The following is a 23,663-nucleotide window of genomic DNA, read 5'->3' on the forward strand; positions in this document are numbered from 1 at the left end:
AGCCAATCAACAGATTGGCTTTTTTATTAACGCTTACCCATCGAACGACGTGTGCCGCGTGGAGGCATCCAAGTACGATCGGCATATTGCTCAGGTTTTGGACGAACCTGATTATGGGTTGCATCCTCAGCATCATCCTGAGCAGACGGCATTGGAAAAGGCAATTTCACCAAAGCTTTTTTGGCTTTAGGTTGTTGGGTAGTCATTGGAATTCTCTCGAAATCTAGATTTCTAGCCGCATATTGTAATAGATTTTTGCCATTTTTATAAAAATAAAATATGTAAAAAAACAGAATCCTTCTAATGCTTAAAATTTAGTAACTTTTTATACGATTCAGGCAAGTTTCAGCCACAAAGAAGTCGATTTAAGCTAAGATAAGCTGCTTTTTATTTTTTAATCCCATAAGAAGGAATAATGCCGTGGACGTACGTCTCTCTGATCGTGTCAATGCCATCAAACCGTCCCCTACACTAGCAGTCACCAACAAAGCTGCCGAGCTTAAAGCTGCTGGTAAAAACGTGATTGGTTTAGGTGCAGGCGAACCAGACTTTGATACCCCTCAACACATCAAAGATGCTGCAATTGAAGCGATTAATAAAGGCTTTACCAAATATACAGCAGTAGACGGCACTCCAAGCTTAAAAAAAGCAATTATTGCAAAACTCAAACGCGATAATAATTTAGATTATCAAGCCAACCAGATTTTGGTGTCTTGCGGTGGTAAACAAAGCTTCTTTAACTTAGCGCTTGCTTTGTTAAACAAAGGCGATGAAGTGATTATCCCTGCGCCTTTCTGGGTCAGCTATCCAGATATGGTGATCATTGCTGAAGGCACACCAGTGATCGTGAAATGTGGTGAAGAACAGCGTTTCAAAATTACACCTGAACAATTAGAAGCAGCAATCACCCCAAATACACGTTTGGTGGTATTGAACAGCCCATCAAACCCAACAGGCATGATCTATACCAAAGCAGAACTCGAAGCGTTGGCTGAAGTGTTACGTCGTCATCCACAAGTGTTCGTTGCTTCTGATGATATGTATGAGCCAATCCGTTGGGAAGATGAGTTCTACAACATCGCGACAGTTGCACCAGACTTATATGACCGCACTATCGTGTTAAATGGTGTTTCTAAAGCCTATGCAATGACAGGCTGGCGTATTGGTTATGCGGCTGGTCCAGCTAAAATCATCGGTGCAATGAAAAAAATCCAGTCTCAATCGACTTCGAACCCAACTTCGATTTCACAAGTTGCAGCTGAAGCAGCATTGAATGGCCCACAAGACGTATTACAGCCAATGATTGAAGCATTCAAACGCCGTCATGATTTAGTTGTGAATGGTTTAAATGATATCAATGGTATCTCTTGCTTACCTGCTGATGGGGCGTTCTATGCGTATGCAAACATTCGCCCATTAATTCGTGCCAAAGGTTTAAAATCTTGCACAGAATTCTCTGAATGGTTACTGGAAGAAACTGGTGTTGCTGTTGTTCCTGGTGATGCGTTTGGCTTAGGCGGATTTATGCGTATCTCTTATGCAACTGCTGACGAAGTTTTAGTTGATGCTTTAGCGCGTATTAAAAAAGCTGCTGATTCAATTGAAGGCGTTGATGCCGCAATTGCATCTATCCAAGCAGAAAAAGCTGCAAAATAATTTTTGCCGCAATAAAAAAGAAGCTTCTCTATGAAGCTTCTTTTTTATCTTTATTTTTAAATTAAAAAATGATTCACCCTATTCTGAAGATTCTCCGCTAAATAGCGCGACCACCTCAGCTTCAGTCATTTTCTTGGTCACATTTTGAAAAGCATAAAACTCAGGTTTGCAATCAATATAGATTTCCAAATCAAGGTTCAAATCATGCGGTGATTCATTTAATGCAAAGGCGTTGATATTGCAATAATTCTGATCTTTAGTTCGCCAAAATAAATTGGTACCGCAAGCATTGCAAAAACCTCGCTCACCCCAAGCCGATGAGTTATAAACAGAGAGATGATCTTGTTTTAAAAATTTTAAGCTGCCCTGTTTCACATCAATTGTCATAATCACGCCACTGGTCTGTCGACGACAAATTGAGCAATGACAGGCATGTACATCATGATTACTTAATTCAACTTCAAATGTGGTTTCACCACAAACACATTGTCCTTTCATTATAAATTTACCTTTTATTCAAAATTGTTATTGATGAATTATGGTTAGCATAAAACAAAGCAAGCATGCTGCAATCAATAATTTGTAAAACTTAGGATTCAGCGATGAACTGTATTGACAGTTTTTATTGGAAAGACTACGTTATACACAAGTTCCTTTTTAGAACTATATAGGAAAAAAGATGAAACACCCGAAAGAAATGAATGGACTTGAGTTTTTAACGGCAATGTGTGAAGGACACATTCCAGCAGCCAGTATTAGTGAAACGATTCCAATGCAACCTGTTGAAGTTGCGGAAGGCTTTATCAAATTTGAAGTACAAGCAGATCAGCGCCATCTTAACCCGCTAGGCGGCGTTCATGGTGGTTTTGCTGCCACCGTGTTGGACTCAGTGACAGGCTGCGCTGTGCATACATTGTTAGAAGCTGGTGTCGGTTATGGCACCATTGATCTAAATATTAAAATGTGCCGCCCTATTCCTAAAAACCAAAAGCTGATTGCAATTGGTAATATCATTAATATGAGTAAGAACCTCGGCATTTCCGAAGGCAAGATTGTCGATGCTGATGGCAAACTCTATGCCCATGCCACGGCTACCTGCATGGTCATTCGCCCATAAGCCTAAATCAAAACACATGGGCTATTTCTTTATAGCCCTATGCGATGGCTTTATTGCTTTGAAAATTTTTTGGACGAATGCATAAATGGCTAAATACTGCATATTGCCAAATACTTTTCACTTGCACTGAAACAACCTTTTGCTCTGCGACAGACCAAGCCAAAGCCGTATTCGCACCTAAAAACAGCTCACCACCTAACTGAAATAAATATAAAGGCGATCGTTCATTAATAGTCGAGCTATTCTTCTGTATTAATAAATTTTTAGCCGTTTGAATTTTCCATTTATTACCAAACCATAATTGCAACAAATCACCCAAATACAAAGCTTGCTGTTTAAACGGAAAAGTATTGAGAAAAGCATGTTCAACTGGCGTGTAATACTGCACAGGGTCTTGAATAATTTCGAGATAATGCTCTTGATAAAAAGAAAAATTTGAAAAAATAGATTGAATATTGAGAATAGTCATTTCGACCTCCGGTTTAGCCATTTTAGTGCTGGCAAGTAGGGTTAAATCCACACTGTTTAGATCAATATCTAAACGCTCTTTCTCATTTGAATCTAGCAATAGCCAACCTAAAGTTCAAGTTATTTTTCTGACTTTATCGCAATTGTGCAAATAAAAAGCATACGACACAAAAATGAAGAAAACATGACACTTTTATCTTGACCAATTTTAAAAGCTGCCTATAATGGCACTCAGATTCTCCCATAGCTCAGTCGGTAGAGCGACGGACTGTTAATCCGCAGGTCCCTGGTTCGAGCCCAGGTGGGAGAGCCAAGATTCTAAAAAACCCAGATCATTGATCTGGGTTTTTTATTTTAAATGCATAAAATATAATTAAAACGATCACTACGATTATTTTGTTCATTTCATGTTGAGTATCGTATAAATTTAAACCTCCCCTCTTATTTTAACTATAAAATAAAACTTAACGATGATGTTAAGGAAAACACATAATGAAAAAACTTCTATTCTGTTTAATATTCCTATGCAGTCCAGCAATGGCAGCCCAAACCACTTGGTATGCAGGTTCAACTTATAAAGGTACCGTAACGGTGCCCATTGAAAATGGGCCCAATGTCGTTTGGAAATGTAATGGTCATGTATGTAGCATGTCTGGTCCTTGGGGCAATTCCCTCTCCTTAGACTCCTGTCAAAGCCTAGTATTACGTATCGGCAAGATTAGTTATTATAAAAACTCAGCGGGTGAAATTTGGAATGCGCACTCAGCAGAATTAGCGCAATGTAATCAAGTTTCACGCTAATACTCAATATTTTAGTTAAGCGATTATTATTTATACTCATTTTGCTTGACGTACTTGCATTTAAGCCCTAAAATTCGCTCCAGATTCTCCCATAGCTCAGTCGGTAGAGCGACGGACTGTTAATCCGCAGGTCCCTGGTTCGAGCCCAGGTGGGAGAGCCAAGATTCTAAAAAGCCCACTCTTAATTGAGTGGGTTTTTTATTTGCTCTTTGATAAATACATGTTTGAATCGAATCACTTCTTATTTCTAACGATTGGCTTCGTTAGTACAGCGATATTGCTGTTTAGCTGCCTACGCCCTTTCTTTCCAAAGCAAAAGTTCTTTGCTCGCCCCGTCATTACTTCATTCGAATCACGAATGTTTGTACGATTGCAACAAGCCTTCCCACAACACCACGTGCTTGCACAAGTTGCCTTTAGTGCGTTGATTACCAGTGATCATTACAAGATCCGCAGTAAATTTAATCGCAAAGTGACCGACTTTGTGGTTTTAGATCAAGAGATGAATGTACTGGCGATTATTGAGTTAGATGACCCAAGCCATGTCGGTAAGGAATTAGAAGATAAAAAACGTGATCAGATGCTGCAAGAAGCAGGCTATTTGGTACAGCGCTATACGCAAATTCCATCTGTAAAACAATTACAGATGGATATTCGATAATAAATCGCTCTCAGATAAATTACTCAGCCTGAGTGCTTGGTTCAGCTTGTTTTTGTTGTTCAAACTTTTTTGCAATTTCAGCATGTTGCTGATCATATTTTTTCTTGGTTTGCGCATCACTTCTTGCCGCAAGAAAAGCCATACCCACAATAAAAATTGGAATTAACAATCCAAGCCCCATCAATAACCAAGGAACAGATCTTTTTTCAACAGGTTGCTGGCTCATAACGACTTCAAACTCAAACGGCATCAATTTTAAGATGCGTAACAATATAACAAAAAAGAGCCTCTATAAAGAGGCTCTTTTTTAAAAGAAAATTTCTTCTAAATAAGCAAAGAAATCTTAGAATTTACCCGTACAGTGGGGGCTTTGACTCGCATCTTTCTGCGCATCGGTCAATACGATACCTGTACCTGCTGACATATTGGCTTGGATAAAGCCATAAGCATCCGCATTCTTACATACAATTGCTTGAGTATGACTCGCCCCAACAACAGGCAAGAAAGTTACTTTAGTACCCAATGCAATCAATCCTTTTTGCAAGGAGTCTGTTACAGGATAAGGCACGGCCATATCTAATGTCCCCTGAATAATCATGACAGGTGTATTGATTTTCTTGGTCGCAGGTTGATTATCTGTTAAGAATTTTTTCACTGTTGGATTTCCTTGGAAGTTACCCGCTAAGCCTGGATAGTCCAAAACAGTTTTAGTGGTATCTTTGCTGATAAAGTCACGAATATCTGCTGCAAACTTATTATGCAAATCATCTAAACATACGCCATTTTCACCTGTCGTACCTTCGGCGAATTCAGCAATTGAGCGAGAACGTTCCTGAAAAATTTCTCGATAATTAAATTTAGGATCATAAGCAGTAATACCCACAGTCGTATATGCAGCATAAGCAAGCAGCTCTGCATAGACTTCAACTGCTGTACCTACCGGTGCAAGACCAGCCTGTTCTTGCTTAAGAATATTCGCAATTGCCTGTGGTGCAACAACAGAGATGATATAGCCAAGACTAGACGCAGGCGCGCCCGCAACCGCACCTTTATAATTTGCATCATTATTTGCAAATTCAGCAGTACCCAATGAAGCATGACCACCTTGAGACTGACCAATAGACATCCATTGTCCGTTGAGTTTCGCCCCATAATGATCTTTTGCTGCTTTTACAGCTGCAATCGCAGATTTAGCTTCACTACTCAAGTTTAGATATGGATGAATTCCAGGAGTCCCCAAACCTTCATAATCTGGCGCAATCACCACATAACCCGCCGCCAATAAAGTATCAGCGAGGATTTTAAAGCGAGGATTCACAGTATTATTACTTGGTGCACAACTATCACCCACCCCAACCGTACCATGCTCCCAGACCACTACTCTATAACCATCAGTAGGCTGAGCGACTTTAGGGAACATCACCAGTGCGGTTGCTTTGGCAGTGCGACCTTGAACATTCTCCATGTTATAAGTCATTACCTTGAGTGATGAGGCATTATCCACTTTATCCTTAGAATAAGTCGTTTCAGACAGATAGGTTTTATTCGAATCTACCCCAGTATAATCATCATCATTGTCATTACATGCGGTTAAAAATAATGCCGAAATAGAGAATGTTATTGCTAATGCAATTTTAGACCGTTTCATAAAATATCCTTTTAGTCCTTGTTTTATTTTAAGCATGAAACTACATGCCACATTATTAAGGCATAAAAAAAGTGCCCTGCATAGGACACTTTTCAACTATTCAGTCAATTTAAAATATGAATTCTAAAAAAATTCCAATAAAAATAATCAGTCCCACCCAGCGATTGTGACGGAATGCCCAAAAACAGATTTGTGGGTCACGATCTTTGGTTTTAACCGCTTGATAGATAAAATCTCCTGCAACAATCAAAAGTGCAGCCAACCCAAATGGGAGTAACAGATTTTCCAGATATAAAGCCCCACCAATCAAGATCAGGCTTAAAAGCTGTAATAAACCGATAATTTGGATATCGTAACGACCAAATAAAATCGCTGTCGACTTCACGCCAATCTTCAAATCATATTCACGATCAGTAATTGCATATTGGGTATCATAAGCCACTGTCCATGCCAAATTGCCGAAATATAAAAGCCAGCAGGTTAAATCCAAGGGTTTCCCCATTGCCGTAAAAGACATTGGAATTCCCCATGAAAATGCCATGCCCAAAACCACTTGTGGTAAGTGGGTATAGCGTTTCATAAAGGGATAAATAAACGCCAGCACCAACCCTGCCAAAGCGCAATAAAAGGTCGCAATAGGTAGAAAAAATAAGGTACAAGCACTAGCAGCAACCAAACCCAAAAAAACATATACCGCTTCGCGTGGACGAATCACACCTGTCGCTAATGGACGTGTTTTGGTACGCTCTACATGGGCATCGACTTTACGATCAGCAAAGTCATTGATCGCACAACCCGCTGCACGCATAAAAATCGTACCCAAAACCATCGCAATGAGAATCTGCAAGGGTGGTAAACCACCAGCAGCAATCCATAGCGCCCACATGGTTGGCCAAAAGACCAGTTCTGTGCCAATCGGTTTATCAAAGCGGCATAAATAATAATAGGCTTCTAAACGTTGCCGCCATGTTGTATGTTGCACTGTTTCCATGATGAATCCTTAGAGTCAATGCTGTCGAATAAACTGTTCAAATGCAGGGAGAAAGGTCTCCTGCACGATAAATTTGCAACCATGCCAAGTATAACAACTTTGTCTGGTCCACCCTTCTTCAAGATAAATCACTCTTCTTTCACAGGCAGGATTGGTTCGTTGAAATAAAAACCAACCAATAGGCTTATTACGAATATGCCGAAATAAACGTGCTTTCTTATGTAAGCTTAAAATTGGAAAGATACTTTTTGCTTTAACCCAAGCTTCTGTTTCACTGCCATAAAGATTGGTTTCACGTACCCAGGCAATATGGTGTGCTGGCATTTGCATCCATTGGCTATCGTTGAAAGTGAGTCGTTGAAAATGCTCTTTTGTCCGTTCAACATGAAACTCCCCCCCACCCAAATCAGTCAATTGCTGAGTGAGGGAACCAGATGCATACAACCATTTTTTTAATTCAGCTGGGATCTCTCGTCCCTTAATTCTGTTTGGTCGTAAATTTCGCATGCTTGGCTCACTAAAAACATCATTAGGGTCTGCTGATACTTCAGCCATGCATTGCGTTATAGGCTAAAACCACACAAACAAGGCATGGAACGTAGACAATGGCGATACCCTTGTCAAGTTTCATAACGAAGTTTGGGGAGGTTTTAGACATAACCCTTCGGGACAGGGTCATTTTTTGATGTTACAACGTTAGCCCGTATTCATTTAGAAGCACTAAATTTCATACGACCTGCCTTGTAACATCTAAAAAATGTCCTCTGTCGCAATGAGAGCTGTAGCTCGCAAGGTGAAGTGCCAGCAGACCCTATGAGTGTACATGAATTTCTTTAGAAAAAGCGCATGAGTTTCAATTCAATCAAAAACATAAAAAAAGCTCGCCGAAGCGAGCTTTTTCAATCTGTATGTATTACAGGCTGTAGTACATATCAAATTCAACTGGGTGAGTCGTCGTGTTAAGACGGCGTACATCTTCAGTTTTAAGTTCGATATATGCATCAAGCATTTCTTTAGTGAATACACCACCTTTCAACAGGAACTCATGATCCGCTTCAAGAGCAGCAATCGCCATTTCCAAGTTGTGCGCAACTGTTGGGATTTTTGCTTCTTCTTCAGGAGGAAGATCATATAAGTTCTTGTCAGCAGCTTCACCTGGGTGGATCTTGTTTTGAATACCGTCAAGACCAGCCATCAATAATGCCGCAAAACCTAAGTACGGGTTCATTAATGGATCAGGGAAACGTGCTTCGATACGTTTGCCTTTAGGGCTAGAAACGTAAGGAATACGGATAGAAGCCGAACGGTTACGTGCTGAGTAAGCAAGCATAATTGGTGCTTCGTAGTGTGGAACCAAACGCTTATAAGAGTTTGTACCTGGGTTAGTAATCGCATTCAACGCACGCGCGTGTTTGATTACACCACCGATGAAGAACAATGCCATTTCTGATAAACCAGCATATTCATCACCAGCAAACAAGTTCTTGCCATCTTTAGAGATTGACATATGAACGTGCATACCAGAACCGTTATCACCAACCATTGGCTTAGGCATGAATGTCGCTGTTTTGCCATATTGATGCGCAACGTTCCAAACTGCATATTTGAACTGCTGAACTTCGTCCGCTTTACGAACTAAAGTATTAAAGCTCACACCAATTTCTAATTGGCAAGATGCAACTTCGTGGTGATGTACTTCTACACGACCAGGGCCCATGATGTCTTCGATACGTGCACACATTTCAGCACGCATGTCTTGATGAGAGTCAACTGGAGGAACTGGGAAGTAACCGCCTTTAACACGTGGACGGTGACCTGAGTTACCTGCTTCGTAGTCTTTACCTGTAGACCAAGCAGCTTCTTCAGCGATCAATGTGTGGCGCGCGCCAGACATGTCGATGTCCCATTTTACTTCGTCAAAAACAAAGAATTCTGGTTCTGGACCAAAGAATGCTGTATCACCAATACCTGTAGATTTTAAATATTCTTCAGCACGACGAGCAATTGAACGTGGGTCACGCTCGTAACCTTGACCAGTTGAAGGCTCGATAACGTCACAAGTTACAACAACTGTAGGCTCAGCAAAGAACGGGTCAAGAAAACCTGTTTCAGCATCTGGACGTAAGATCATGTCAGAAGCTTCAATGCCTTTCCAACCAGCAATTGAAGAACCATCAAACATTTTACCGTCTTCAAATGTATCTTCATCAATGGTATCAGCTGGGTAAGTTACGTGCTGCTCTTTACCCTTAGTATCAGTAAAGCGAAAATCGACCCATTTTGCGCCACTTTCTTTGATGAGTTGAAGGACCTTGTTCGCCATGCTCATTTGCTCCAATGAAGTTTTTATGCACTTGTTAAGTGCGTGTTAGTTGTTGGTGTATAATTAGCAATTATCATACCAACAATTTCAAAGCATACCTAAAACATTGAAATTCTTTGCAGAAAAAATGCTTTAAGCTCCCTGTCCTATGCTTACTTTAATGCCTGCATTTTAAAATGCACCATATTTAAACATTCCTATTTCAGTTCGTCCCTAAAAAAGACATAATGAACCAAAATGGTGCAATACATATAACAAAGAACCAATGTAGTGCCAATTACGCTTTTATTATTCGCGTAAATTGGCTTTTTATATCATTCTTTTCAACATCATTCCAATCAATTCATTTAGACTTTCGATTCACTTTCAGTTTTTTTTCTCAAGTGTTTCAATTACAAAAATTTATGATCAATTAACTGCTCATTTCAATAAACAAAATTGGCCTTTCATTCAGCCTTCAATGCTTTCAAAATTTCCCACATTAATGATCGGTTTTGTTATGATGATTTCCCGTTATCGCTAGAATAATCTTTTCTCTATTCAAGATAGATGAAAAAATAAAGCGCTCTGATCGGTTTATCGAATTCAATAGCACAATTAAGTGCATATCTTTCAAAAGGTTATAATCATGCTTCTAATGATTGACAATTATGACTCATTTACTTACAACATCGTTCAATACTTTGGCGAGTTGAATCAAGAAGTAAAAGTTGTTCGTAATGATCAAGTGACATTAGAGGATATTGAGCGATGGCAGCCGAAATATCTGGTGATTGGCCCTGGTCCATGCTCTCCGAGTGAAGCAGGCATTTCTATTCCAGCCATCAATCACTTTGCTGGCAAAATTCCTTTGCTTGGTGTTTGCTTGGGTCATCAAGCCATTGGACAAGCCTTTGGTGGTCATATCATTCGCGCCAAAACCGTGATGCATGGTCGCCTATCCGATATGCACCATAGTGACAAAGGGATTTTTAGCAACTTGCCATCACCTTTTGCTGCAACACGTTATCATTCATTGGTGATTGAGCAAGAAACTTTGCCAGAGTGCTTAGAAGTGACCTGTTGGACCAATCAAGCAGATGGCACGATTGAAGAAATTATGGGCGTCAAACATAAAACTCTGCCTGTGGAAGGTGTGCAATTCCACCCTGAGTCTATTTTGAGCGAACATGGTCATCAAATTTTCAAAAACTTCTTGGATATTTACGCTTAAACACGAGCATTTGATTACATCAAATATCCTGACAGTCCATTTTTAATCAATGGGCTGTTTTTATTTTGAACATATAAAAACAATATATAACTCATACATACGGTATAAATTTTCAGCATTAAACTTAATCTGAAAACTTACACTTAAAAACAAGTCATTCTTTTTCAATAATTAATCCACTTTTCACACGTTATAAAAAGTAAGTTCAATCCTCAATTTCTGTTTTGTCTGATTGCATTTTACTTTTTTAGATTAACTATAGTCATAGGAATGATTAAGTTTCAGGGCGGCTGGATGATAGAATCTAAGTCATTGTTCTTAGCATTCCCCCTGAATGATCTATCAGGATAACCTATTGTGAATACCTTGGTTTTATTGAATATTATTGTTTTTGTCCTGCTCATGGCAGGATTGTTTTTTACTTATCGAAAAGACTGGAGTCTCTCCAAAAAAGTTCTGATCGGTATGGTGGTTGGTATCTTCTTCGGTTTAGCCCTTAAAGCGATCTACGGCGATAACCCTGTGCTTGAACACTCGGTTGCATGGTTCAACCTTGTGGGTAATGGTTATGTACAACTATTACAAATGGTGATCATGCCACTGATTTTCATCTCGATTCTAAGTGCGGTGGTGAAACTACACCAAACCACGTCTCTTGGAAAAATCAGTGTACTCGTGATTGGTATCTTGTTAGCGACCACAGCAATTGCTGCACTGGTGGGTGCAGGTATCACCAATTTATTTGGCTTAAGCGCTGAAGGACTAGTACAAGGCACCAAAGAAGCAGCACGTCTAGCGACCATTCAAAGCCAATACATTGGGCAAGTGACAGATTTAGATGTTCCAAAACTCTTGCTTTCACTATTCCCTCAAAACCCATTTGCTGATTTAACTGGTGTTCGTCCAACAGCGATCATTAGTGTGGTGATTTTCTCTGCATTTTTAGGTGTAGCAGCACTTAAACTGATGGATAAAGACACCGTCAATGGCGAAAGAATCAGACATGGAATTGAAGCACTGCAAGCTTTAGTGATTAGCCTTGTCCGTTTAGTAATGCAATTCACACCTTATGGTGTATTGGCACTCATGACCAAAATGGTGGCAACAGCAAATGTTGCTGACATCGTTAAATTAGGTGAATTCCTCGTTGCATCTTATCTTGGACTTGCAATCATGTTCCTCGTACATGCACTGATTTTGCTGTTTGTACGCGTCAATCCAATCGACTTTTTCAAGAAAGTTTTCCCTGTTTTAACTTTTGCTTTTACCAGTCGTTCAAGTGCAGCCAGTATTCCACTGAATATTGAAGCGCAAACCAAACAACTCGGTGTACCTGAAGGTATTGCCAGCTTCTCTGCTTCATTTGGTGCAACCATTGGTCAAAATGGTTGTGCAGGCTTATACCCTGCGATGCTGGCGGTGATGGTTGCGCCAACAGTGGGTATCAACCCGCTTGATCCATTGTGGATTGCTCAGTTGGTTGTCGTGGTGACCCTGAGTTCGATTGGTGTTGCAGGCGTTGGTGGCGGTGCAACCTTCGCTGCTTTAATCGTCCTCCCGGCCATGGGCTTACCGATTACTTTAGTTGCCTTACTGATTTCAATTGAGCCACTCATTGATATGGGTCGTACTGCTTTAAACGTCAACGGTTCGATGACTGCAGGCACAGCAACCAGTCAATTACTTTGTGTTAGAAATCCACAACCCGATAATGATGCTTAAAACACACTGAAAATAAAAAAGCCAACGCATGATCGTTGGCTTTTTTATAACTGAATAAATTACAACTTCAACTGTTGCACAAGCGAACCATCTTGCTTCGCCACTAAGGACTCACACAGTTGGATTCGCTCCTTAGTCTGATTTAAACCACGCTCAACCCCAACCAGCTCTTTGGTTCTCGGTGCAAAGAAGGCATTCAATTGCGTCGCTTCCTGTTGTGAACAGGCTGCTCCACTAAACAATGCAGGGAATCGTCCTGCAGAAGACTTACCTAGACGATCAAATACAGCATCGTGATTGGTCTTAAACCATGACCAGAGTCCACCTTGTTCACCGCTATAGCTATTGATTGCGTTAATCACGGTACGTACTTCACCGACTTTCACGCGTGGATCTAAAACTAACTGACGTGCCTGCTGACGTGTTTCCACTTGATTTGCTGAACCTAAGGCAGTGAGAATCGCCAAACGTTGGGTCGGTTGCGTGATGTGTTGTAACTCCCCCACTAAACGATCAAATGCAGGCTGTCCTTTTTCTTGGACACGGACTGCCAGAATCGTTGGCAATAATTCTGGGGTGAGCTGGGCAAAGTTCAGTTGCGTCTGTTCAAATAAAACATCGGATTGCTTTAACAGTTTTTGGCGAACTTCTGGCACCTGAATTTCCAATGCAAGAAATTGGGCTAACTCACTCCGCCACAAGCTATCCTCAGCAGACTCACCTGCTTTACTCGCATAACCCAATTGATTCAATTTAGGTAGATACAAATTCGCAAGCACTTTTCTAAAATGCTCACGTTCTACCTCCGTCTTCAACACATGGCGTTGGATTGTGCTGAGTTGCTGAAACAATGCCGTACTAATTTGGCGGCTATCCGAGTTCGCAAACTTCTTGGCGACATCCACCACCGCCAAAAGGTTAATATCACCATGATTAAATGCTGCCGAAACCGCATAGGCATAAGCCAATTGTTCAGTATTAGAAAGTTTCTCCGTCGCCGCAGTCAGACGAGCAAGCTCTGGTTCAGGCAAACTAAATTGGTAATAGCCTGCCGCATCTGCATTTGGAATATACCAACTGTTAATACGTGCACCTTTGAGTTCAATTTGGGTATTGGCTTGGTCAATCAACTCACACTGAACTTTACTTGCAGCATTCGGAACTTCGTAACGTACACATAATGGTACCCCCCAAAGACTATTGGCATCGCCTTTAGAACCTACGGGTAAATAACGCGTTTGTTTTACATTTAAAAAAACTTTATTGCCTTGTTGCTGTAACGAGGTGCTCAGCAAAGGTACGCCTGGTTGATCAATAAAACTTTTTACCGCTTTACTAAAGCGCTCAGCTTGACCAGATTGTTCTGCGAGAGAGCTAATTAAATCATTAGCGGTCGCACTGCCATATTGATGCTTGTGAATGTAATTACGCACACCTTGTTTGAATTTTTCTTCGCCTAGATAGCTCTCAAACATATTTAAAACAGCTGCACCTTTTTGATAGGTAATGCCATCAAAAGCCGTTTGAATATCGGCATTACTTAAAATGGGTTGGCGGATACGGCGTACACTGACCAAGCTGTCACTTTTCATTGCGCCCGCTGTATCGACCACACGTTCAAGATCAGCATTAAATTCAGGATGTAATTGTTGGGTGATTTTACTTTGCATCCACGTGGCAAAAGATTCATTCAACCACAGGTCATCCCACCACGGCATCGTCACCACATCCCCAAACCATTGATGCGCTAATTCATGTGCATTGACATTAAATGAACTCTGTACAAAAGATACGGGAGAGTCTTTATCCAGCAACATTAAGTAATCTCTAAATGTGATCAGCCCAGGATTTTCCATCGCACCCGCCGCAAAGTCAGGTGCAGCAAGTAAATCCAGCTTGTCGAATGGATATCCGAATGCAAAATAATCTTCTAGGGTTTTTAAAATCGCTGGGGTTTCAGACAAGGCATGCTGCATTTTTTCAGCCTTACCGTCTGGTGCAAGACCACGTAATTTGATCGCCTGCTTACGCCACTCAGTCGCACTAATATCTGGACCTTGTTGTGCTTGCCAAGGGCCAACCGCCAATGCCAGTAGATAAGTTGGTAGCGGTTTGGTCGGTGCAAAGCTTAACGTTTTCCAGCCCGATTTTTCGGCCTGTTCAGCGACTTGATTGGTATTGGCAAAACCTGAATATTTGCTTGGGATGGTTAAGCGAATATTAAATGGCGTTTTAAAGCGCGGCTCATCAAATGATGGAAAAGATTGACGTGCGCTGATCGCCTCCATTTGAGTCATGACATAAGGTTTACCTTCAAACTCAATTTTATAAATACCATCCAGTTGCTGATCATAATCTGCATTGAAATCCAGTACTAAACGATATTGCCCAGCAGCTAATGTCTTAGCAAATTTAATCAGACTGACCCCATCGACTGCTGAAGCTTGCTCATATTTGGCCGTGGTTTTCTGCCCAGTTGCGGAGAGGATGCTGACGTCTTTTACCGATAAAGATTTACCATGAATCCACACATGATCGGTTGCTTGGGTCAGTTTTAAGTGGATTGTGGTTTTACCGGTATAACTTTTTTGTGCAGGATCAATTTTAAAATCTAAATCATAAGATTCGGGAATGGCCCATTCAGGTAATTTGCCGATTGGAATTTGTTCATTGCTATTTGATGCAAAAAGCTGTGTTGCAGAAAATGAAAGTAATGTTGTCAGTAGCAATTGTTTTTTAAATGAAGGTTTGACCAACATAGGAGATCTGTCCTCTGTAGTTTTTAAAATAAAGAGATGCAGCAAATGGTGTACCACGTCGCTGCATCCACACATCATTGTTAGAATTTATAATTAAACTCCAACCAACCCTGACGGCCGATTGGTGAATATGATCCTACTGGATAATATGGCCATCCGCCTGTGTCATCGTGTTTCACTTTGTCAAATAGGTTATTCACAATGATGGATGCAGATGCCTTAGGTGAAATTTGATAAGTTCCACTCCAATTGACCAAATAAGTTGGGCTTAAGTAAGCCGTTTGATTACCGTTTGGAATTTTGCCATAGCGATTGACTAATACGCTTGATGCCCAATCACCGAGACTCCAACTGAGACTGGTATTAAAGCGGTCTCTCCAATCTGGAATGGTTAAGTCTTTTAAATAGTTATCTTTCTCGCCATCTTTTGATTGTTGATATTCACGTTCCAGCACACGGCTATAATTCACCGTCCATAGGAAGTTACCCAGATTTTCAGTTTTCCAACGCCATTTGCTGGTGAAATCAATTCCACGAGTATGATCTGAGGCTGCATTGATCGGCACAATATTGATATTGTTGATGACATTTGGATCAACCACTGCATTTGCTGGATTACGCTCTACACGTGCCAATGCATCAACACATTGTGCTGAATTGATATCTTGCGCCCCTAAACGACAAGCAGCTTCTTGACGTAAAATTTTATCTGGACTGAGATTGGTCACTAGATTATCAATTTTGATATCCCAGTAGTCGACGGAGATATCAAACTTATTACTCGGAGACCACACAAACCCTACACCATAAGATTTACCTTCTTCGGGTTTTAAATCTTTGTTGCCTGTTAAGGTGTAGTTCGCGCCAGGCGAATAATCTTTAAAGCTACATTTATCTAATGCTTGTCCCGTTTGGCTGCAGCGTAAATAATCGGTGGTACTTGGGAAATACCCTCTTTGTTTATTTAAAAACAGATAATTCATATCTGGTGCACGGAAACTGGTGGCGTAGTTGCCTCGCACCAATAAGGTTGGATGTGGCCTAAATTCTAAGCCTGAACCAAAGGTAAATTTATCAATACTATTATCTGACAAAGCATAACGGTCATAGCGTCCAGATAAGGTTAAATTGAGTGGCTTGGCTAAAGGTAAGAATAATTCCGTACCCAACGCTTGGCGGGTACGCGCCCCACCATATTCACCACTGGAAGTAGCATTATAGAAGTCCCCATTTTCCACCGCCTTGTCGGGTTTGATTTTAAAACCTTGACGTCCAATTTCTGCCACTGCTGCAAGCTTGGCCGTTCCTGCAGGCAATTCAAATACATCACCATTGGCACTTAAAGTTAGGCCCTGTGCCCATGACTTGTCGTTTTCCTCCGTTGTGCCTGAAATGCTTCTAAACTCACTGGCAGTCAGTGGCCGACTGATACGGTCTAAATGCGGGGAATAAATTGGAATACCATCTTGGTCTACACCCAGTTGTTGACCTAGGAAATATTCATCAACATTCGAACGAACCAGCCCTTGTTTACGTAATTGACTGGTATAAATCGAGCCATTATAGGCGGCTTCATAGCGCCAACTACTGTCCCCAATATCGCCACGGATACCAAAGTTCAAATTGGAGGAGAGTTCTTTCCATTTTTTATTGGCTTGTTCAACACCACCGAGTTCTTCTGGTGCAAAACGTCGTGTCCAGATTTCATAATTTCCTGTGTCTTGATTGAGGAAATAACCACTACTCGCGCCTAAAGAAGTCCATATCGGGCCACGAGTATTGTTTTCAATTTGATTGGCACCAATCAACACATCCGCAAATAATTGTGTTTTTTCATTCAGTTCATAATCCAAACCGAGATAACCATTCTGGCTTCGATTTTTGGTCTGCACTGTCCAATAAGTCGGTCGTGCCAAACCACTGGCACAATTATCTGCCCCCACTTTTCCGACATTCTGAACAGACCCCTTAAATAAACCGTCAAATGCATCACAACCGCCAATTGAAAGATACTGGCCTGTCTTGGCATTTTTACGCCCAACGATCGTGTCTGGCTTTTCTCCTCGACGCGTTCGGCTCGACATAAAATCTCGGTCAGCTGCCCAAATCGGTTCACGCCCACTCAGTTCAACGCCATAAACCAGATTGAGCTTGTCCAGTGTTTTACTGCCACTCAATTGTAGGCGTAAATTTTCACCACCTTCTTTAGTACCACCTGCCTTGATATTGAATTGAGTGCCATCGGTTTTCTTTTTCAATATGATATTCACCACACCTGCAATCGCATCTGAACCATAGATCGCGGAAGCTCCCCCGTTTAAGATTTCAATGCGGTCAATAATCGCAGTCGGAATGTTGGCTAAATTGACAAAATTCACAGCACCATCATACGGCACAGGATAATCTGCAACTCGATGACCGTTAATTAAGGTTAAGGTATGGTTCGGCCCCAAACCTCGTAAACTAATCGCGTTGGCCGCTGGCGTAAAGGTATTGCCATAATCAGCTCCTTGTACAAAACCTGTGTTTTGGGTCAGGTTATTCAAAGCATCAAAGGCATTACTAAAACCATGTTTTTCGATATCGGCTGCGCTAATGACCGTTACACTGGTTGGGCCATCTTTTTGCGCTTTGGAGATACGTGAGCCTGTGACAGCAACACGCACCACTTTATCCGATGTCGCATCGATTTGTGGCTTTTCTATACTTGTCTCAGCATAGCTCTCTAATGGGTGAAGACATGCAATAAACACAAAAACAAAACAACCTTTGTTTTTAACAGCCCCAAGATATTTCAAGTAATTTAGGTACATATTTATGAATGAATAAAATTATGACCGACCTAATATATCCACTTTTATTTATTTGATTTATACACATTTTTTATAGGAATATGCGTGAATAAGATATACCAAATGGTTAATTATTTATCACAAAAACTCAGATAAACCTTTCATAAAATAATACCTTTTTCATTCAATCACTCCCAACCACAAATTTATCAACCCACTTAAACGGGTTAAATTTTAAAAACTCTCTAGCCACAACCTAAATCTTGCGTTATTTTCTGCTAACATAGCCCTTTAGCGGATGGCGTACATCCCACAAAAAGCTGAGCTATCCTTCATCATCAATCACTTTTATCCTAATTTTTTAATCATTAAATGCTGTAACTCATGACTATGAATATCCAACAGGCACTCAATAACATTACCAAGAACATCCATCTGACCCAGCCACAAATGGAAGATGTCATGCGCAGTATCATGCAAGGTGAAGCCACTGATGCTCAAATCGGTGCGCTAATGATGGGTTTACGCATGAAGGGTGAAAGTATTGATGAAATTACAGCAGCTGCACGGATCATGCGTGAGTTTGCGATTAAAATTGATGTCAGTGATATTCCTCATCTGGTCGATATCGTGGGTACAGGTGGTGATGGTCAAAACTTATTTAATGTTTCAACCGCTTCAAGTTTTGTGATCGCTGCTGCGGGAGCAACGATTGCCAAACATGGTAACCGCGGTGTATCCAGCAAATCGGGTTCTTCTGACGTGCTTGAACAGATTGGCATTCAACTTGATTTAGACATGCAGCAAACGGAACGTTGTATCCGTGAAATGGGCGTAGGTTTTCTGTTTGCGCCAAATCATCATAAAGCTATGAAATATGCCGTGGCGCCACGGCGTGAATTGGGCATTCGCAGCATTTTCAACTTACTTGGCCCACTCACCAACCCTGCTGGCGTAAATCGTTTTGTGATTGGCGTATTCTCAGATGAATTGTGTCGTCCCATTGCCGAAGTATTAAAACAGCTCGGTGCAGTGCATGTACTGGTTGTACATTCTAAAGATGGCCTAGATGAAATTAGCCTAGCTGCACCAACCGCTGTGGCTGAGCTTAAAGATGGCGAAGTGACCGAATGGACGCTGAACCCAGAAGACGTTGGTATCGCCTCTCAAACCCTCACTGGTTTAGTGGTGAATAGTTCAGAAGAAAGCTTAAAACTGATCAAAGATGCTTTAAGTCGTGACAAATCAGACGTTGGCGAAAAAGCCGCAAATATGATTGCATTGAATGCAGGTGCTGGCATTTACGTCGCTGGCATTACCAAAACCTATAAACAAGCCGTTGAGCTGGCTCAAGATATTCTCTACGGCGGACAGGCCTTAGAAAAAATGAGTATCTTGGCTGAATTTACCAAGACATTGAAACAATATCAGGCAGATTAAGGACTTCTCATGATCGATATTCAAAATACCATTTTAGGTAAAATTGTTGACCGCAAACATGAGGAACTTGCAGCACGTTTAAAACAACGTAGCTTGCATGATGTTGAGCAGTGGGCAAATGCAGCAACGCCTGTGCGTGGTTTTGCTAATGCTTTACAGCACAAGCGTCCTGCTGTGATTGCTGAAATTAAAAAAGCATCACCTTCTAAAGGTGTAATCCGTGCAGACTTTAATCCTGCAGAGATTGCTCAACAATATGAACAGGCAGGTGCTGCTTGCTTATCGGTATTAACCGATGTGGATTTCTTCCAAGGTGCAGACGAAAATATCGCGATTGCACGTCAGCATTGTGCCCTACCTGCTTTGCGTAAAGACTTCTTGATTGATCCTTATAATGTGGTTGAAGCACGTGCGCTGCATGCCGATTGTATTTTATTGATCGTGGCATGTTTATCTGACCAACAACTCGAAGAAATGTCGAAAACGGCATTTGAACAGCAATTGGATGTATTAGTTGAAGTGCATGATGAATATGAATTAGAGCGTGCGTTAAAACTTTCTGAACAATGCATTTTGGGTGTGAACAATCGCAACCTTAAAACCTTTGATGTCGATTTAAATACCTCATTGCGTTTAAAGAAATTATTGCCTGCATCTCGTATTTTGGTCACAGAAAGTGGTATCGCTACGCCTGCTGATGTAGACATGATGCAAGCCAATGATATTCATACTTTCCTTGTAGGTGAAAGCTTTATGAAACAACCTCGCCCTGATCAAGCATTTAATGCATTGTTTGGGCAGCCTGAGCAAGTTTAATTTTAAATAACATGAAAGCCCAATTCTTTGTCATTGGGCTTTTTCTTTAAGACATAAAAAGTTTAATAAGCCTTTCAAAGTAATTAGACGTTTCAAATTCAAAGCTTAGGAGTTCATTTGATTCATATCGGTAAGGACGATTTTTCATTTTCTATCCTTAATATGAGTGGTCATAAAGATTTACTCAATCTTACCGTCAACATCAATGGCGTTTCCTTTGGAACTCTAGACTCCCCAACATATATGCCTAGCTTCATTGCAGCGTTCAAATATCTACTCACAAGCCCTTCATATTTTAATAATAATCTAACAAGCGAAAACTTTTTTGAAAACTTGTACCCCAATAATCAATTTATAAACTATTATCATTTAACATTAGAAGAAACATTTGATGATTTTACAAAACTTGCGGTAAGGAACAAGAAATCTGTTTTTTTCATATTTCTTTTAAATACAAATCCTTTTTTCACTTATCAAAATTTGAAAGAAAATACTGTATATGCTGAATATGTACCAATTACTTCTGTAGAATCTGCCTTACAAGAATTAATAAAATATATAGATTGTCTTGCATAAGAATGTCAATTTTATTAATTAGATAAGGCTTGATCACCCCCATACATACTCTATAAATGCAATTCAGTTCAAATCATCACGGTTTCGGACTATAATTTTACATCTCTGGTATCTGCCTATTTTTCTAAACTTATGAGTAAACACGATTCATCGCTTTCTAAAGATCAGTTTAACTTACTGAAAGCCTTTAAAAAGCAAATTTCCAATCCGCAAGCGAGTGCGATTGCCAAACAAGCAGAGTCACAAAAGACTCCAGCCGCTGCTGAAGAGTTGGAAGATACTGAACTTTTTAAAAAAGCCCTACTTGGGGTAAAACCCATCGACAATCAGAATATTGCCGATACTAAAGTTGCGCGTAGCAAAAAAGTCGATGCCCAAACTTTGGCAAAACGTGCTGCAGCAGAAGGTGGTGCAGAGCAAGAGCTTACAGAAATTTCAGATACCCAAGCGATCTTAAACCCTGTTGCCAGCCAAGCGGCTTTAAGCTATCGCATTGCAACCTTGCAGCACAAAGTATTTGAAGATTTAAAAGCAGGCAAAATTCGCTGGTTTGAAGCGGTCGATCTACATGGCTGTACCGTTGAACAAGCAAGGGCTGCTGTTTTACAAGTGATTCAAATGGCAAAAGATGAAAATCAAAATGTCGTTAAAATTGTGCATGGCAAAGGCCCTGAAGCAATCTTGAAAACCTATGTCAATGGTTGGCTCAGACAGCATCGTGATGTACTTGCTTTCGTCAGTGCCCCTGAAAATCAAGGCGGTACAGGTGCTGTTTTAGTCTTACTCAAACGTGCCGAAAAGAACCCTAAGTACAAACAGTAATCGGCATTTTTATCAAAACTAAGATTTCTAATCGTTTTCTGGTACAATTGCCGTTTTTGTTCAACCCACCTAAGTGAACATTGTTATGTCTATGCAGCAATCGTACGCAAATATCTTAACTGCCGTTGGTGAAGACCTTAATCGCCCAGGCTTAAAAGATACGCCAATGCGTGCGGCTAAAGCTTTTTCTTTTTTAACTTCTGGTTATAGCAAAACGCTTGAAGAAGTTACGAATAGCGCACTCTTCCCTTCCGATAACCATGAAATGGTATTGGTTAAAAACATCGAATTTTATTCGCTTTGCGAACACCATTTATTGCCATTTTATGGCCGCGTGCATATCGCTTATTTACCTGAGGGTCAGGTACTAGGCCTATCAAAATTTGCTCGTATTACTGAAATGTTTGCGCGTCGCTTACAGGTTCAGGAAAATTTAACCCAGCAGATTGCGGAAGCAGTTGCACAGGTAACTCAGGCACGTGGTGTTGCAGTTGTAATTGACTCTGCACATATGTGCATGATGATGCGTGGTGTGGGTAAGCAAGAATCAACCACTCGTACGGTTTCTTTTATCGGTGACTTTAAAACAGATAAAGATACGCGTCGCGAGTTCTTGAGTGCTGTGCCTGAAAGCTATTAATACGAGTACTGCATATGTCATCCATTCAGTTAGCAGGTTTCGGTCATTTAAAAAATGAAGCCAGCGTTGATTACCCTCGACCAGATCGTCTGGTTCAGGGTAATCCTGAGCGGCTCACGTATAGTCTATATGAACATCCACATATGGACTGTGGCATCTGGCAGTGTGAAGTCGGTGCATGGAATATTGTATTTGCTGACAATAAACAAGAGTTCTTTCAAATCATTGAAGGTATTGTTCGCATTCATGATGCAAAGACCAATACTTTTATTGAAGTCACAGCGGGAAATGCAGGCATTATCCCAGCTGCATTTGTCGGTACTTTTGAAGTGATAGAAGCAGTAAAAAAATACTATGTGATTGTTGAGGTTTAATCAATCCTCTTTAAATTTCAAACTCATCTGGAAAACTCTCGAAATTTTTCATTTCATTCAGTTCAATTGCATATAATTTACAGATAATCAACGCTTCAAAACGCCACTTCCCCAACAACGCAATTTTGTGGAAAAATTTCTTTTCCCAATATTTACCTTGCTGCTGATCATGTTCAAGCTGTTGTAAATACAAACTCATCGTAGACGCATCGACTGTTGTATTCAACAAGCCATCTAACTGTCTAAATGGATAATCAACAGCATAGCTTTCACTAATCGTTTCAACCTCAAGATAGGGATAGCTAATCAAATCAATGAGCCGATCCGAAGGGTAAAGCAATAATCCATCGATTGTTTTTATAATATCAGCCTCATCGCCATAACATATTGCGCAGCAAAGCAATAACAATGCATGGCTATAATCTGTCGTGAGTTCTATTGCAGCAACACCAAGCTGTTGTCCATGCGACTGAATGAGTGACAGTAAGTCAGCATAGGCCAACCAGAACTGATAAACAGACAAATAAATTTCTCGGATTTGTGTTGAAACCAAACCCAGATCATAAGCAAGACGAATCAGATAGGTCAGCTCCAAACAGAAATTTTTAAAATATATTTCCTGCTCTAATAACTGATAGACATCCAGATCATCAACTGCATAAGGATCAAAGTATAAACTTTCATTTTCTCTATACTCCGAGACTTGCGCTTTAATATCATTCCAATGGCTTAAAGATCCCGGTTGAGAAATTCTCCATTTTGTTGGGTCAGAGATACTTGCTTGGACCTCATCCAATTGTTGTAGTAATTTTTCAAACTCTTGTGCTTGATCAATATTATTCAT

The 23,663-nt window shown here is 40.6% G+C and carries 22 protein-coding genes, 2 tRNA genes and 1 pseudogene; 14 read left to right on the forward strand and 11 right to left on the reverse strand.

Features of this window, described 5'->3' with window-relative positions; genetic code table 11:
• Nucleotides 1-26: 26 nt before the first annotated feature.
• A complete protein-coding gene (locus F957_RS08950) occupies nt 27-206 on the reverse strand; it encodes a hypothetical protein (protein WP_016540500.1) in 180 nt (59 codons plus the stop codon).
• Between the two features lie 214 nt (nt 207-420).
• Here F957_RS08950 and F957_RS08945 point away from each other — a divergent pair, with 214 nt between their 5' ends.
• Nucleotides 421-1,656 carry a pyridoxal phosphate-dependent aminotransferase gene (locus F957_RS08945; RefSeq protein ID WP_004652675.1) on the forward strand — a complete coding sequence of 412 codons (1,236 nt, stop codon included), beginning with the start codon at nt 421-423 and terminating at the stop codon, nt 1,654-1,656.
• A 78-nt stretch (nt 1,657-1,734) separates the two neighbouring features.
• On the opposite strand, the gene F957_RS08940 is transcribed toward F957_RS08945, so the two are convergent.
• A complete protein-coding gene (locus tag F957_RS08940) occupies nt 1,735-2,154 on the reverse strand; it encodes a GFA family protein (RefSeq protein WP_016540499.1) in 420 nt (139 codons plus the stop codon).
• Nucleotides 2,155-2,335: 181 nt separating this feature from the next.
• On the opposite strand from F957_RS08940, the gene F957_RS08935 reads away from it, so the two are divergent.
• On the forward strand, nt 2,336-2,773 hold the full coding sequence (locus F957_RS08935; RefSeq protein WP_016540498.1) for a PaaI family thioesterase: 438 nt from the start codon (nt 2,336-2,338) through the stop codon (nt 2,771-2,773).
• Between the two features lie 37 nt (nt 2,774-2,810).
• On the opposite strand, the gene F957_RS08930 is transcribed toward F957_RS08935, so the two are convergent.
• Entirely contained in the window at nt 2,811-3,242 is a 432-nt protein-coding gene (locus F957_RS08930) for a hypothetical protein (RefSeq protein ID WP_032860520.1), read from the reverse strand.
• A gap of 236 nt (nt 3,243-3,478) precedes the next feature.
• Between F957_RS08930 and F957_RS08925 the strand changes: the two genes are divergently transcribed.
• The 4 genes from F957_RS08925 to F957_RS08910 all read left to right on the forward strand — a co-directional run bounded on the left by F957_RS08925 (nt 3,479) and on the right by F957_RS08910 (nt 4,703).
• Nucleotides 3,479-3,554: transfer RNA gene (locus F957_RS08925), tRNA-Asn, on the forward strand.
• A gap of 179 nt (nt 3,555-3,733) precedes the next feature.
• Nucleotides 3,734-4,042, forward strand: coding sequence for a hypothetical protein (locus F957_RS08920; protein ID WP_016660382.1), 309 nt, complete (start codon nt 3,734-3,736; stop codon nt 4,040-4,042).
• 85 nt (nt 4,043-4,127) lie between these two features.
• A tRNA-Asn gene (locus F957_RS08915) sits at nt 4,128-4,203 on the forward strand.
• A 59-nt stretch (nt 4,204-4,262) separates the two neighbouring features.
• Nucleotides 4,263-4,703: a DUF2726 domain-containing protein gene (locus tag F957_RS08910; protein WP_016540495.1), complete on the forward strand. Its 441-nt coding sequence runs from the start codon at nt 4,263-4,265 to the stop codon at nt 4,701-4,703.
• Between the two features lie 19 nt (nt 4,704-4,722).
• On the opposite strand, the gene F957_RS08905 is transcribed toward F957_RS08910, so the two are convergent.
• The 5 genes from F957_RS08905 to glnA form a co-directional block, all read right to left on the reverse strand.
• A complete protein-coding gene (locus tag F957_RS08905; protein ID WP_016540494.1) occupies nt 4,723-4,929 on the reverse strand; it encodes a hypothetical protein in 207 nt (68 codons plus the stop codon).
• Nucleotides 4,930-5,046: 117 nt separating this feature from the next.
• Nucleotides 5,047-6,351 (reverse strand): alpha/beta hydrolase family protein, encoded by a 1,305-nt coding sequence (locus F957_RS08900; protein ID WP_016540493.1) that lies wholly within the window; start codon nt 6,349-6,351, stop codon nt 5,047-5,049.
• Nucleotides 6,352-6,460: 109 nt separating this feature from the next.
• Nucleotides 6,461-7,342, reverse strand: a complete 882-nt coding sequence (gene ubiA, locus F957_RS08895) for a 4-hydroxybenzoate octaprenyltransferase (RefSeq protein WP_016540492.1) — start codon at nt 7,340-7,342, stop codon at nt 6,461-6,463.
• A 15-nt stretch (nt 7,343-7,357) separates the two neighbouring features.
• Nucleotides 7,358-7,849 (reverse strand): chorismate--pyruvate lyase family protein, encoded by a 492-nt coding sequence (locus F957_RS08890; RefSeq protein WP_016660385.1) that lies wholly within the window; start codon nt 7,847-7,849, stop codon nt 7,358-7,360.
• A gap of 406 nt (nt 7,850-8,255) precedes the next feature.
• The gene (gene glnA, locus F957_RS08885) at nt 8,256-9,671 is read right to left on the reverse strand and encodes a type I glutamate--ammonia ligase (protein WP_171057879.1); all 1,416 of its coding nucleotides are present in this window, start codon (nt 9,669-9,671) and stop codon (nt 8,256-8,258) included.
• Nucleotides 9,672-10,293: 622 nt separating this feature from the next.
• Here glnA and F957_RS08880 point away from each other — a divergent pair.
• Together F957_RS08880 and F957_RS08875 are read left to right on the forward strand one after the other, a co-directional pair.
• Entirely contained in the window at nt 10,294-10,878 is a 585-nt protein-coding gene (locus F957_RS08880) for an anthranilate synthase component II (protein WP_016540490.1), read from the forward strand.
• A gap of 357 nt (nt 10,879-11,235) precedes the next feature.
• Complete coding sequence (locus F957_RS08875; protein WP_016540489.1) at nt 11,236-12,600, forward strand: L-cystine transporter; 1,365 nt, start codon at nt 11,236-11,238, stop codon at nt 12,598-12,600.
• A 59-nt stretch (nt 12,601-12,659) separates the two neighbouring features.
• Here F957_RS08875 and F957_RS08870 read toward each other — a convergent pair.
• Both F957_RS08870 and F957_RS08865 read right to left on the reverse strand, forming a co-directional pair.
• A pseudogene (locus tag F957_RS08870) lies at nt 12,660-15,432 on the reverse strand (M1 family metallopeptidase).
• A 7-nt stretch (nt 15,433-15,439) separates the two neighbouring features.
• Nucleotides 15,440-18,172, reverse strand: coding sequence for a TonB-dependent receptor plug domain-containing protein (locus F957_RS08865; protein ID WP_016660386.1), 2,733 nt, complete (start codon nt 18,170-18,172; stop codon nt 15,440-15,442).
• A 369-nt stretch (nt 18,173-18,541) separates the two neighbouring features.
• Here F957_RS08865 and trpD point away from each other — a divergent pair, with 369 nt between their 5' ends.
• The 6 genes from trpD to F957_RS08835 all read left to right on the forward strand — a co-directional run bounded on the left by trpD (nt 18,542) and on the right by F957_RS08835 (nt 22,819).
• Nucleotides 18,542-19,591: an anthranilate phosphoribosyltransferase gene (trpD, locus tag F957_RS08860; protein ID WP_016540486.1), complete on the forward strand. Its 1,050-nt coding sequence runs from the start codon at nt 18,542-18,544 to the stop codon at nt 19,589-19,591.
• 9 nt (nt 19,592-19,600) lie between these two features.
• Nucleotides 19,601-20,407, forward strand: a complete 807-nt coding sequence (gene trpC / locus F957_RS08855) for an indole-3-glycerol phosphate synthase TrpC (protein ID WP_016540485.1) — start codon at nt 19,601-19,603, stop codon at nt 20,405-20,407.
• 117 nt (nt 20,408-20,524) lie between these two features.
• Nucleotides 20,525-20,983: a hypothetical protein gene (locus F957_RS08850; RefSeq protein WP_016660388.1), complete on the forward strand. Its 459-nt coding sequence runs from the start codon at nt 20,525-20,527 to the stop codon at nt 20,981-20,983.
• 132 nt (nt 20,984-21,115) lie between these two features.
• The gene (locus F957_RS08845) at nt 21,116-21,805 is read left to right on the forward strand and encodes a Smr/MutS family protein (RefSeq protein ID WP_016540484.1); all 690 of its coding nucleotides are present in this window, start codon (nt 21,116-21,118) and stop codon (nt 21,803-21,805) included.
• 91 nt (nt 21,806-21,896) lie between these two features.
• Nucleotides 21,897-22,445 (forward strand): GTP cyclohydrolase I FolE, encoded by a 549-nt coding sequence (folE, locus tag F957_RS08840; RefSeq protein WP_016660389.1) that lies wholly within the window; start codon nt 21,897-21,899, stop codon nt 22,443-22,445.
• Nucleotides 22,446-22,459: 14 nt separating this feature from the next.
• Nucleotides 22,460-22,819 (forward strand): cupin domain-containing protein, encoded by a 360-nt coding sequence (locus tag F957_RS08835; RefSeq protein WP_016540482.1) that lies wholly within the window; start codon nt 22,460-22,462, stop codon nt 22,817-22,819.
• A 10-nt stretch (nt 22,820-22,829) separates the two neighbouring features.
• Here the strand turns inward: F957_RS08835 and F957_RS08830 are convergent, their stop codons facing one another.
• Complete coding sequence (locus F957_RS08830; RefSeq protein WP_016540481.1) at nt 22,830-23,663, reverse strand: hypothetical protein; 834 nt, start codon at nt 23,661-23,663, stop codon at nt 22,830-22,832.

Source organism: Acinetobacter gyllenbergii CIP 110306 = MTCC 11365, from assembly GCF_000413855.1.
In the GTDB taxonomy this organism is placed as follows: Bacteria; Pseudomonadota; Gammaproteobacteria; order Pseudomonadales; family Moraxellaceae; genus Acinetobacter; species Acinetobacter gyllenbergii.